10 protein-coding genes are annotated in these 12504 nt (G+C 67.9%); 6 read left to right on the plus strand and 4 right to left on the minus strand.

The features are described from left to right. Positions 1-160: 160 nt before the first annotated feature. The 4 genes from SD455_RS15335 to SD455_RS15350 form a co-directional block, all read right to left on the minus strand. Positions 161-823 carry an MBL fold metallo-hydrolase gene (locus SD455_RS15335; RefSeq protein ID WP_070160578.1) on the minus strand — a complete coding sequence of 221 codons (663 nt, stop codon included), beginning with the start codon at positions 821-823 and terminating at the stop codon, positions 161-163. A 14-nt stretch (positions 824-837) separates the two neighbouring features. Then, positions 838-1932, minus strand: a complete 1095-nt coding sequence (locus SD455_RS15340; protein ID WP_070160580.1) for an S-(hydroxymethyl)mycothiol dehydrogenase — start codon at positions 1930-1932, stop codon at positions 838-840. An 89-nt stretch (positions 1933-2021) separates the two neighbouring features. Then, entirely contained in the window at positions 2022-4562 is a 2541-nt protein-coding gene (locus SD455_RS15345) for a GcvT family protein (protein ID WP_070160582.1), read from the minus strand. Positions 4563-4679: 117 nt separating this feature from the next. After that, positions 4680-5453 carry an IclR family transcriptional regulator gene (locus SD455_RS15350; protein ID WP_311024879.1) on the minus strand — a complete coding sequence of 258 codons (774 nt, stop codon included), beginning with the start codon at positions 5451-5453 and terminating at the stop codon, positions 4680-4682. 137 nt (positions 5454-5590) lie between these two features. Here SD455_RS15350 and SD455_RS15355 point away from each other — a divergent pair, with 137 nt between their 5' ends. The 6 genes from SD455_RS15355 to SD455_RS15380 all read left to right on the plus strand — a co-directional run bounded on the left by SD455_RS15355 (position 5591) and on the right by SD455_RS15380 (position 12475). Next, positions 5591-5935, plus strand: coding sequence for a bifunctional 3-phenylpropionate/cinnamic acid dioxygenase ferredoxin subunit (locus SD455_RS15355; RefSeq protein WP_070160584.1), 345 nt, complete (start codon positions 5591-5593; stop codon positions 5933-5935). Then, positions 5935-7152, plus strand: coding sequence for an NAD(P)/FAD-dependent oxidoreductase (locus SD455_RS15360; RefSeq protein WP_311024877.1), 1218 nt, complete (start codon positions 5935-5937; stop codon positions 7150-7152). Before SD455_RS15355 ends, SD455_RS15360 begins: the two co-directional genes overlap by 1 nt. A gap of 45 nt (positions 7153-7197) precedes the next feature. Further along, entirely contained in the window at positions 7198-8397 is a 1200-nt protein-coding gene (locus SD455_RS15365) for an aromatic ring-hydroxylating oxygenase subunit alpha (protein WP_085437199.1), read from the plus strand. A 2-nt stretch (positions 8398-8399) separates the two neighbouring features. Beyond that, positions 8400-9818, plus strand: a complete 1419-nt coding sequence (locus tag SD455_RS15370; RefSeq protein ID WP_445508633.1) for an L-serine ammonia-lyase — start codon at positions 8400-8402, stop codon at positions 9816-9818. A gap of 147 nt (positions 9819-9965) precedes the next feature. After that, on the plus strand, positions 9966-11258 hold the full coding sequence (gene glyA / locus SD455_RS15375; RefSeq protein WP_085437197.1) for a serine hydroxymethyltransferase: 1293 nt from the start codon (positions 9966-9968) through the stop codon (positions 11256-11258). After that, positions 11258-12475, plus strand: coding sequence for a sarcosine oxidase subunit beta family protein (locus tag SD455_RS15380; RefSeq protein ID WP_311024874.1), 1218 nt, complete (start codon positions 11258-11260; stop codon positions 12473-12475). The genes glyA and SD455_RS15380 overlap by 1 nt, the downstream gene beginning before the upstream one ends. Positions 12476-12504 lie beyond the last annotated feature (29 nt).

Raw genomic sequence — 12504 nt, forward strand, 5'->3', positions numbered from 1 at the left:
CGTCAGATATCTCTCTGCGTGCCACAAGGACAGACTCGCCGACGACCGACGCTCCACCCTTTAGCAACACGCCCTAGTGCCGCCCCGCACAGAGACGTCCCCTGCGGGCCAGCCGTTCACGCGCTGGCCCGCAGGGGACGTCTCTGTGTGAGGGTGGCTGTCAGTATCCGCGGTCGACCCACTCCTGGAGGAAGGGCTTCTCCTTGTCGATGCGGGTGGACTCGCCGTGTCCGGGGAGCACCTGCGTCTGCTCCGGCAGCTCCGCGAAGATCCGGTCGCTGATCGACTCGATGATCGTCTCGAAGCTGCTGTGGGACCGACCGGTGGCCCCGGGACCGCCCTGGAAGAGCGTGTCGCCGGCGAAGAGCACCGACCCGCGGGACCCGTCGGTGTGGGGGAGGTCCTCCGCATAGAAGCAGGTGGAGCCGGGCGAGTGGCCGGGCGTGTGGACTGCTGTCAGGCGAGTGTCGGAGACGGTGAAGACATCGCCGTCGGAGATCTCCACATCAGGACGGGCATGGGCATGGACCTGCTCCCACAGGACGTGGTCGGCCGGATTCAGGTGGATACGTCCGCCGACCTTGCGCTGGACGTCGAAGACCTCACGGATGTGGTCGTCATGGCCGTGGGTGAGCAGGATGCCCAGGACCTGGCGGTCTCCGACCTGCTCCGCCACAGCCTCGGCGTCATGGGCAGGATCGATGATCAGCACCTCGTCGTCGTCACCGACGAGGTAGACGTTGTTCTCCACCTCCCATGTCCCTCCGTCCAGGGAGAAGGTGCCTGCGGTGATCAGGTGTTCGATGCGTGCCGTGGTGGCCATCGGGTGGGCTCCTCTCAGCCGATCTCGACGACGCTGCGCAGCACGTCGCCCTGGTTCATGGTCTCGAAGGCCTCCTGGACCTGGTCAAGGCGGACCCGCTCGGTGACGAACGCATCGAGGTCCAGGCGCCCCTGGCGGTACAGATCCACCAGGTAGGGGAAGTCCCGACTGGGCAGACAGTCTCCATACCAGGAGGACTTCAGGGAGCCGCCCCGGCCGAAGAGGTCGATCATCGGCAGCTCCACGCTCCACGAGGGATCAGGGACGCCGACCAGGACCACCCGGCCGGCCAGGTCACGTGAGTAGAAGGCCTGCGTATAGGTCTCGGGCCGGGCGACGGCGTCGATGACGACGTCGGCGCCATGGCCTCCGGTGAGCTCACGGATGGCTTCCACCGGATCGGTGCCACCTGCCTCCACGGTGTGGGTGGCGCCGAGCTGCCGGGCCTGCTCCAGCTTCCGCGGGTCGAGGTCCACGGCGATGATGGTGGTGGCTCCGGCCAGTCGCGCCCCGGCGATGGCTGCGGTTCCCACGCCTCCGCAGCCGATGACGGCGACCGACTCCCCGCGGGCCACCTCACCGGTGTTGATGGCCGCCCCGATGCCGGCCATCACCCCGCAGCCGAGCAGTCCTATGGCGGCGTTGTGCTCGTCCTCGGTGTCCTCGACGACGGTGCACTGCCCGGCAGCGACCAGCGTCTTCTCCGCGAACGCTCCGATGCCCAGGGCCGGCTCCAGGGGAGTGCCGTCGGCCAGCGTCATCTTCTGCGTGGCGTTGTGGGTGTTGAAGCAGTACTGGAGCTTGCCGCGGCGGCAGGCACGGCACTCGCCGCAGACGGCGCGCCAGTTCAGGATCACTGTGTCCCCGGGGCTGACCGACGTCACCCCCTCGCCGACGGCGGCGACGCGGCCGGTGGCCTCGTGCCCCAGCAGGTAGGGGTAGTTCTGACCGATCATGCCCTTCTGGTAGTGCTGGTCGGTCTGGCAGACGCCGCAGGTGAGCACATCGACCACGGCCTCCCCGGGGCCCGGATCGGGGACGACGATCTGCTCGACCGTGGCCGGCGCGTCCTGAGCGGTGACGACCACGGCGTTGACGGTATAGGGCATTTCAGGGGCTCCTCTTCAGGCAGGTGACATCGTTGGTGGCAGGTGTGGGCGGCGGATGAGCCATGGTAGGCCCGCCGAGGGGAGAGGGTTCAAGACCTCATGCGCGAGGCGCTGGGGTCGAAGAGGGGCTCCTCGGCCACGCGCGCCCTGAGGCGGCGGCCGAAGTAGGACGCCTCGACCTCGGTGCCCGCGGCAGAGTGCTCCGCGGGCACCCAGGCGTAGGCGATCGACTGTCCGGTGACATACCCCTGGTCCGCGCTGGTGACATAGCCGATCGGTCGGCCGTCGTCGCCCGCCGCATAGACGGGCTCATGACCCATGAGCACCTTCGACGGGTCCTCCAGCAGCAGGCACACCAGCTTGCGGCTGGGCTGGTCGGCGCCGATCGCGGTGAGCTTCTCCGCCGCCGCGCCGCGGACCGCGAACTCGATGCCGGCCTCGTGGGGAGTGTGCTCGCGGGTCATGTCGGTGCCCCACAGGCGCATGCCCTTCTCCAGGCGCAGGCTTTCGAAGGCGCGACGCCCCACCGGGAGGATGTCATGGCGGCGCCCGGCGCCGATCAGGACATCCCACAGGTGGCGGCCGAACTCGGCCGGTGCATAGAGCTCCCAGCCCAGCTCCCCGACGTAGCTCAGGCGCATGGCCAGCACTGGAACGCCGGCTACGTGGAGCTCGCGGCTGCGGTAGAAGCGGAACGCCTCATGGGAGAGGTCCTCGTCGACGAGGCCCTGGAGCACCTCGCGGGCCTGAGGTCCCCAGAGCCCCAGCCCGCATGACCCGGAGGAGGCGTCCCTCAGGTGCAGCGCATAGGAGCGTTGCCTCATCATCATCTGGAACCAGGCGGCGTCGAGGTTGCCGTTGACTCCGAGGTGGTAGGTCTCCTCGGCCGTGCGGGCGATCGTGATGTCCGAGAGGATGCCGCCCCGTTCGCCCAGGATGAGCGCGTAGACGATGCTTCCCACCGTGCGTCCGACACGGCGGCTGAGCAGACCGTCGTCGGCCAGGCCGTCGAGGAACTCTGTGGCCCCGGTGCCGGAGAGCTCCCAGCGGGGAAGAGAGGACATGTCCACCAGGCCCACAGACTCGCGCAGGCGCCTGGCCTCGACCGCGACGAGCGGGCTCCAGTACTGCGCCGACCACTGGTCGCGGGTGGGCAGGGGGGCGTCGCCGAGCATGGGGACCGCGGGACGCATGTCCGGAAGGGTCGCATTGGACTCGTACCACAGCGGCCTTTCCCAGCCGTTGGCCGAGCTGAACGACGCCCCGCGCCCCCGCTGCCGCTCGTAGAAGGGGGACGTGCGCAGACCCCGCAGACGCAGAGTCGTCGCGCGGGGGTGGACGATGTCGTAGACCTCGTCATAGGACTCCTCGCCCTGCTCGCGGGCCCAGCGCTGGGATGTCAGAAGCGGGTCGAACCGGGCGACGTCGAGGCCGTGGGTGTCGATGCCGGGATCACCGGTGGTGAGCCATTGGGCCACCACCTCGCCGACGCCGGCGGACTGGGTCACCCACACGGACTGGGCCATCCAGAGGCCCTCGATCCCGGGCACCGGTCCCAGCAGTGGGCCGCCGTCGGGGGTGAAGGAGAAGATGCCGTTGAAGCTGAGCGAGTCGTCCAGCGTGGTCTCGCGCAGCTCGGGGAGCAGACGCTGGGCCTCCACCCATGAGGCCTCGAAGTCCTGTCGCGTGAACGGGTGGATGGAGGCCTGCCCGCCGTGCCGGAGGATCTGCTCGGGGCTTGCGATCTCATGGTCCGCCACCGGAAGGGGGCGGTGCTCGTAGGCGCCGATCGCGATCCTCGAGCCCCATTCGCGCAGGTACATGCCGTGATCCTGGTGCCGGATCATCGGCCGGGCGACCTCGGTGGCGTCGTCGAGCCCCGCGAGGGATTCGATCGGCTGGCTGAAGCCGAATCCGTGCTCGACCGGGAGCATCGGAATGTCCATGCCCAGCAGCTCGCGGGCCAGCTTCGGCCCCCAGAGTCCGGCGCAGGAGATGACGATGTCGGCCTCGATCACCTCTGGTTCGGCGTCGGAGCCGACCGGCACCGTCTCGACGCCGGTGACGCGGGTGCCGGAGCGACGGATTCCGGTCACCTGCGTCTCGCTGACCAGTCGCGCCCCGCCGGCCTGGGCGCGTCGTGCCTGGAACTCGACGGCGCGAACACCCTTGACCACGGCGTCGGTCGGTGTGTGGAGGGCACTGAGCACTGTCGAGGTGTCGATGTCGGGCCACAGGGCGGCGACCTCCTCGGGGGTCAGCAGCTGTGCGGGCACACCCCAGGACTTCGCAAAGTCATGCCGGCGGTGCAGCTCCTCGACACGTTCGGCGGTGGTGGCCAGCTCCAGGCCGCCCACGCGTTTCATCACCCACTGTCCGTCGACCTCCGCGCCGTCCAGCTTGTCCAAGGTGCGCTGGGCCAGCTCACACATGGCCTTGTTGGGCGAGGTCTGGAACACGAAACCTGGGGCGTGAGAGCTTGAGCCGCCGGTCTCGAACAGCGGACCCTGCTCGACGACGGTGACGTCCGTCCAGCCCCGCAGGACCAGTTCGTCGGCGACGGCGGCGCCGACCACTCCCAGGCCGATGATGACCACACGGGAATCGTGCGGAGCAGTGTGGTGCGACATGCATCCTCCAGGCGTTGCATATTAAGAAACGAGATGTTCTGTGCGCAACCAGCCTAGAGGCCGTGTGTTTTATGGCACAAGGGGTTCACCCTGGGTGTTTCCTGAATCGTGGCCAGCTCAGCCTCCGAAGTACCCCATCCTGACCTCCAGGGTGCGAGCCTCCCTCTTGAGCGTCTCGGCAAGCTCGGCGAAACGTGATTCCGGCAGCCGGAAGGACGGGCCGGTGATCGACAGGGCGGCGGCCACCTGGCCGTCCTTGCCGCGGACGGGGACCGCCAGGGCGTTGATGCCCTGTTCCCACTCCGCCACGGCGGAGGCCCAGCTGCGATGCCGGATCGTCTCCAGCTCGCTGCGCAGGACTTCCGGGTCGGTCATGGTCATGCCGGTGAAGCTGTCCAGTCCGCGCTCCACGAGTCGGTCGAACTCGTCCTGGTCGGCGTGGGCGAGCAGGATCTTTCCAGTGGATGTGGCATGCAGGGGGCCGCGCTGTCCGACGTACTGATGGCTCACGCTGAGCATCTGGTCGTCCGCGGCCTGGATGATCGTCACGGCGTAGCCGTCGTCCAGGATGGCCACGTTGACCGTCTCCTGAAGCTCCAGGGCCAGGGCGTCGCAGCAGGCCTGGGCGTCCTTGGAGAAATCCATCTGCGCCGCCACTGAGTTGGCCATGTGCAGCAGGGTGATGCCGAGCCTGAAGGCGCCCCGTTCGCGCTCCTGTTCGACGAGCCCGTGGGCCTCCAGCGTGCCGAGCAGTCGGAACGCCGTGGAGCGGTGCACGTCGAGCTCCCGGGCGATCTCCGCGATCGTCAGAAGCGGCGACTCGCTCAGGAGTCGGAGGATCTGAGCGGCGCGGTCGACGGACTGGATGCGAGTCAGGTTCTCGGACGTCATGAAAAAACTCCAGATTCTTCGGATGGCCTCTTGACGCACCCCTCGTGGGCAGTGAAGCATAGGTCGCACAACGTGTTGCGCACTATAAATCATGTTGCGCTATTAGCAACACTAGGTGAAACCGGTGGTGATGGCAAATGAGTGTCCGCGTCTGTTCCCTGCAGGACCTGACTCCAGGAGAAGGTCTGCGCATCGATTCTGTGACTCCGCCGATCGCGGTGTTCCTGACCGAGGACGGCCAGGTGCATGCGATCGACGACACCTGCACCCATCAGGAGGCCTCCTTGGCCGCCGGATGGTTGGAGGACTGCCGAGTGGAGTGCCCTCTGCACGAGAGCACGTTCTCCCTGCTGACCGGAGACGTCGACCAGCCGCCCGCCAAGCGCGGTGTGCGGGTCCACCAGGTCGAGGTCCGCGGCGACGACGTGCTCGTCGAGCTGTCCCAAGATGCACCGAATCTTCCCCCGGGGGTGACTGTCTGATGCTGGACTCATCGATGACCATGTACGGAGCGGGACTGCCCGTCGACGGGCACCTGCTGATCGTGGGAGCCGGCCTGGCCGGTTATCACGTGGCGCGCGGAGCCCGGGCCAACGGGCACCAGGGCCCCATCACGGTGCTCGGGGACGAGCTCCACCCGGCCTACGACCGTCCTGCGCTGAGCAAGGCGTTCCTCAGCGGAGCGGCGGGCATCGAGCACCTGGTGCTCGACGACCCGGAGAATCCGCTCGATGTCACTTGGTTCGGCGGAGCCGCCGCCGAGCGCCTCTCCGCGGAGCCCCTAGGAGTCGAGACCTCCGACGGTCGCTTCCATGACGCGGACGCGGTGGTGATCGCCACCGGCGCGCAGGCCTGCCGGCTGCCCCTCTCGGGTCAGGCCACCTTCGTGCTGCGCAACATCGATGACGCCCTCGCGCTGCGCAGCAGGGTCGTCGAGGACCAGCGCATCGCCATCGTGGGCGGCGGGTTCCTGGCGCTGGAGGCCGGAGCCACCTGCGCGGAGCGCGGGGCTGCGTCGGTCACCGTCGCGGCAGGTGAGCACCACCCGGGGGCCGCGCGTCTGGGAGCGCCCGTGGGCGAGGCCGTCCGGCTGCTGCACGAGCGCCGCGGCGTGCACTTCGCGCCGCCGAGCCGTGCGGCCTCGGTCCGCGACGTCCCGGGCGGTCAGGAGCTCGTCCTGGCGGACGGCCACACCGTGGAGGCAGACATCGTCATCTGCGCCATCGGGGCGACCCCCGCGACCGCCTGGCTGCGGGACGGGGTCCTCAGCCTCGACCCCACCAGCGGAGCAGTCCTCTGCGACGACACAGGATTCACCGGGATGCCCGGCATCTGGGCTGCGGGGGACTGCGCGCAGTGGGCCTCCCAGGCCTCGGGCCTGCGCCCCGTGGGCCAGTGGCAGGAGGCGGTCGAGCAGGCAGGCATCCTCTCCGCCTCGCTCACCGGCGCCGCCCCTGCGCCGTTCCAGGAGCCGTACTTCTGGTCCGAGCAGTACGACGTGAAGATTCAGGGAGCCGGTCGGATCAGCCAGGCCGACGAGGTACGGGTGATCGACGGCAGCATCGAAACTGCCGATCTGCTGGTCAGCTATCTCCGTGAGGGCGCCGAGGTGGGGATTCTCGGCTTCAACCGCCTTCGCGAGGTCAAGCGCTGGCGCAAGCAGCGCCAGGTCCGCGCGGCGGACGTGCTGGTGGCCTGACCTCCGACCCGGTCCCGACACCCAGGAAAGAGAGAACACGCACCCATGATCATCGATCACTTGGACGAGCCACTTCCCGGATCCTCATTGCGGCCGACCCCGCCGGGCGTGGCCTACACCGATCCCGAGATCTTCACCCAGGAGCAGGCGGAGATCTTCGAGAAGCAGTGGAACTGTGTGCTCCGCGCGGACTCGCTGCCGCAGGCCGGCACGTGGAAGACGGTCACCGTCGGCCGCGAGGAGATCATCGTCGTCCGCACCCGGAAGGCCGGCATCGCCGCCTACTACAACGTCTGTCGCCACCGCGGCATGCGCATCTGCACCACGGGTGAAGGACGCAGCAAGACCCTGAAGTGCGGGTACCACGCGTGGACCTACGCCCTCGAGGGGGAGCTGGTCGCCGCACCGAACCTCACCTCGATGCCCGATGTGGACCAGGAGGCCTACGGGCTCCGCCCGGTCCACGTCCGGGAGTGGCTCGGCTACGTGTGGGTGTGTCTGGCGGAGGAGCCGCCGAACTTCGATGAGGCCGTCCTCGGTGAGGTCCGCACCAGCTTCGGCGAGGTGGAGTCCATCGACAACTACGGCATCGAGAACCTCGCCTGTGGCGAGACGAAGACCTACGACGTCCAGGCCAACTGGAAGCTCATCATCGAGAACTTCATGGAGTGCTATCACTGCGCGACCATCCACCCGGAGCTCACCGAGGTCATCCCGGAGTTCGCGGACGGCCTGGCGTCCCAGCGGAAGGACGGCGTGGTCCACGGCGCCTCGTTCGGCGACGAGATCACGGGCTTCACCGTCGACGGTTCCTCGGGCGTGGCCGAGATTCCTGCGATCGCGCCCGATCAGGAGCGCAAGTACTACGCGATCACCGTCCGTCCGCAGGTCTTCATCAACACGGTGCCGGACCATGTGATCATCCACCGGATGTTCCCGGTCTCGGAAAGCCGGACGATCGTCGTCTGCGACTGGCTCTTCCTTCCGGAGGTGGTGGAGAAGATCAACGCCGGAACCCTCGACGTCTCCAAGTCGGTGGAGCTGTTCCACCGGGTCAATGAACAGGACTTCGAGGCCTGTGAGTACACCCAGCCCTCGATGTCCTCCAGCGCCTACACCTCCGGGGGAGCACTCGTTCCCAGCGAGCATCACATCAGCGAGTTCCACGACTGGTGGTACGCGGCGCTGGGATGGCGCGCCCCCGAGCAGGTCCGCGACGAGCAGACGACGGCGGCGCAGGCCTGAGCATGCCCATCAGTGTGTTTGACCTGTTCAGTGTGGGGATCGGTCCGTCGTCCTCGCATACGGTGGGGCCGATGCGGGCAGCGCGCCGGTTCGTGGTCGAGGAGCTGCCTGCCGGCGACGACCTGGGCGGCTTGGCTGAGGTCCGGGTGGACCTCTACGGCTCCCTGGCCGCCACCGGGCAGGGTCATGGGACCTTCGATGCGGTGCTGTTGGGCCTGGAGGGCTGGGACGCAGAAGCGATCCTGCCCGAACAGGTAGAGGAGCGGCTGGCCGATATGCGGGCCACGGGGACGGTCCAGGTCGGCGCCCAGGTGGAGCGCCGGGTGGATGTGGCCCTGCGGGTGGAGGATTTCGTGCAGCGGCCGTTGACGTTTCTGCCGCAGCATTCCAATGGGATGGTGCTCACCGCGGTCGATGCTGCGGGGGCTCAGCTGGCGGAGCAGACGTATTTCTCCATCGGGGGCGGGTTCGTGGTCACCGCCGCCGAGGCGGAGGCGGCCTCTCTGGGTGAGGTGGTGGAGTCCACGGAGGCGGCGGTGCCGTATCCGTTCACCACGGCTGCGGAGTTGATGGGCCACTGCCGGGATGCTGGGCTCTCGGTCTCGGAGGTGATGATGGCCAATGAGACGGTGGTGCGTTCCGAACAGGAGGTCCGGGCAGGGGTCCTGCATATCTGGGCCGTCATGGAGGACTGCAAGAACTCTGCGCTGGGTCGGTCGGGGGAGCTGCCGGGTGGGTTGAAGGTGCGGCGTCGTGCCCCGGGCTGGCATGCCCGTCTGACCGAGCAGGATCCGGATCGGTCGTATGCCTATTGGCAGGAGTGGGTGAATCTGGTGGCTCTGGCGGTCAATGAGGAGAACGCCTCGGGCGGCAGGGTGGTGACGGCACCGACCAACGGGGCCGCCGGCATCATTCCGGCGGTGGGGTTCTACGCGACCCACTATGGGCCGGGCGGTTCGTTCATCGCGGCGCAGGATCGCCAGGAAGCGGTGGTGCGGTACCTGCTGGCTGCGGCGGCGATCGGGGTGCTGTACAAGGAACAGGCGTCGATCTCTGGTGCTGAGGTGGGGTGTCAGGGGGAGGTCGGTTCGGCGTCTTCGATGGCGGCTGCGGGGCTGTGCGAGGTGCTCGGGGGCAGTCCGGAGCAGGTGGAGAATGCCGCGGAGATCGCGATGGAGCACAATCTCGGGCTGACCTGCGATCCGATCGCGGGGTTGGTCCAGGTGCCCTGCATCGAGCGCAATGCGCTTGCGGCGACCAAGGCGGTCAATGCGGCGCGGATGGCGTTGATGGGTGATGGCCAGCATCGGGTCTCGTTGGACGAGGTGATCGTGACGATGCGTGAGACGGGGGCGGATATGTCCTCGAAGTACAAAGAGACCGCTCAGGGCGGGTTGGCGGTCAACGTCATCGAATGTTGAGACCCACGCAGTGAGACCCACGCAGTGAGACCCACGCAGTGACATCCCCGACGTGACAGTGACATCTTCCCGGTGACGCGGCAGAGAAGACGCCGCCGGGAGACGACGACAGGTCGGGACGGACCGACCACAGAAGGAGCCGGAGACATGAACGACACCCTCGCCTCGCTCCGTCGAGACGACCCAGACATCGCTGCGGCGATCGACGCGGAGCGGCAGCGGCAGTCCGACACGCTGGAGATGATCGCGTCGGAGAACTTCACCTCACCAGCGGTCATGGAGGCTCAGGGCTCGGTCCTGACCAACAAGTACGCCGAGGGATACCCGGGAGCCCGCTACTACGGCGGCTGTGAGCACGTGGACGTGGTCGAGCAGATCGCTCTGGACCGCGTGCGGCAGCTCTTCGGCGCCGAGGCGGCGAACGTGCAGCCGCACTCGGGAGCCCAAGCCAATGCCGCGGTGTTGGCCGCCCTGCTGCAGCCCGGAGACACGATCCTCGGCCTCGACCTGGCTCATGGTGGTCACCTCACCCATGGCATGCGGCTCAACTTCTCCGGTCGTCTCTATGACGCAGTGGCGTATCAGGTCAGCGAGACTGACCACCTCATCGACATGGAGGAGGTCGCTCGGCTGGCCCGCGAGCACCGGCCGAAGCTCATCATCGCCGGATGGTCCGCCTACCCGCGACAGCTGGACTTCGAGGCGTTCCGTCGCATCGCCGACGAGGTGGGGGCCTACCTGATGGTGGACATGGCCCACTTCGCGGGCCTTGTGGCCGCAGGGCTCCACCCCAACCCCGTGCCATACGCGGATGTGGTGACCACCACGACCCACAAGACCCTGGGTGGACCGCGTGGTGGGGTGATCCTCTCCCGGGCGGAGCTGGCCAAGAAGATCAACTCTTCAGTGTTCCCTGGTCAGCAGGGCGGTCCTCTGGAGCACGTCATCGCCGCCAAAGCCGTGGCGTTCAAGGCCGCCGCCGGGGAGGCGTTCCAGGACCGCCAGCGGCGCACCGTGGAAGGCGCCCAGATCCTTGCGGACCGCTTTCTGCAGCCGGACGTGGCGGCCTCAGGCATCACACTGGTCAGCGGAGGCACCGACGTGCATCTGGTGCTGGTGGACCTGCGCCACTCGGAGCTGGACGGCCGGCAGGCGGAGGATCGGCTGCACGAGATCGGCATCACGGTCAATCGGAACGCCGTGCCCTTCGATCCGCGCCCGCCGATGGTGTCCTCCGGGCTGCGCATCGGTACCCCCGCACTGGCGACTCGCGGCTTCGGTGCCGAGGAGTTCCGCGAGGTGGCCGACATCATCGCCTATGCCCTGGCGCCGACCCTCACCGCAGGGGATCGCGTCGAGCTCAGTGCGAGAGTGGCCGCCCTGACGGCCCGGTTCCCGCTCTACCCCCACCTCGAGACCACGATGCAGGAGGTCGTCTGATGGCTGAGATGCTGCCGGAGCACCCGGATTTCCTCTGGAGCAACCCGGAGCCGAAGCGGTCCTATGACGTGGTGATCGTCGGTGGAGGGGGCCATGGGCTGGCCACCGCGTACTATCTGGCAGCTCACCACGGGATCACCAATGTCGCGGTGGTGGAGCGAGGGTGGCTGGCCGGTGGGAACATGGCCCGCAATACGGCGATCATCCGCTCGAACTACCTCTGGGATGAGAGCGCGGCGATCTATGAGCAGTCCCTGAAGCTCTGGGAGCAGCTGCCCGACGAGCTGGACTATGACTTCCTCTTCTCCCAGCGCGGAGTGCTGAATCTGGCGCACACCCTGGAGGACGTCCGGGAGTCGGTGCGGCGGGTGGAGGCCAATAAGCTCAACGGGGTCGACGCCGAGTGGCTGAGCCCGCAGGAGGTCAAAGAGGTCTGCCCGATCCTCAACATCGGTGACGACATCCGGTACCCGGTGATGGGGGCGACCTTCCAGCCGCGGGCAGGGATCGCCAAGCATGACCATGTGGCCTGGGCCTTGGCGCGGCGCGCCTCCGAGCTCGGAGTGGATCTGATCCAGAACTGCGAGGTCACCGGGTTCCTCTTCGAGGGGGACCGGGTCACCGGGGTGGAGACCAGTAGAGGCCGGATCCACGCGGGGAAGGTCGCCCTCGCAGCGGCCGGGCATTCTTCGGTGGTCGCCGGGCTGGCCGGCCTGGAGCTGCCGATCCAGTCCCATCCGCTGCAGGCGCTGGTCTCGGAGCTGTTCGAGCCGGTGCACCCCACGGTGGTGATGTCGAACCATGTCCACGTCTACGTCTCTCAGGCGCACAAGGGCGAGCTGGTCATGGGGGCTGGGATCGACCAGTACGTGGGCTACGGGCAGCGCGGGGCGTTCCACGTCATCGAGGAGCAGATGGCTGCCGCAGTGGAGCTGTTCCCGATCTTCGCTCGGGCGCACGTGCTGCGCACCTGGGGCGGGATCGTGGACACCACGTTGGACGCCTCGCCGATCATCTCCAAGACGCCGGTCGACCAGCTCTACGTGAACTGCGGCTGGGGGACCGGCGGCTTCAAGGGGACCCCGGCGTCCGGGTACACCTTCGCCCACACGATCGCCCACGACGAACCCCATCCGCTCAACGCGCCGTTCGCCCTGGACCGGTTCGAGACCGGGCACCTCATCGACGAACACGGTGCCGCCGCCGTCGCCCACTGACCCCCACGTCTTCCCCGAAGAGGTCCTGA

The sequence above is a fragment of the Nesterenkonia sp. K-15-9-6 genome, assembly GCF_052656005.1.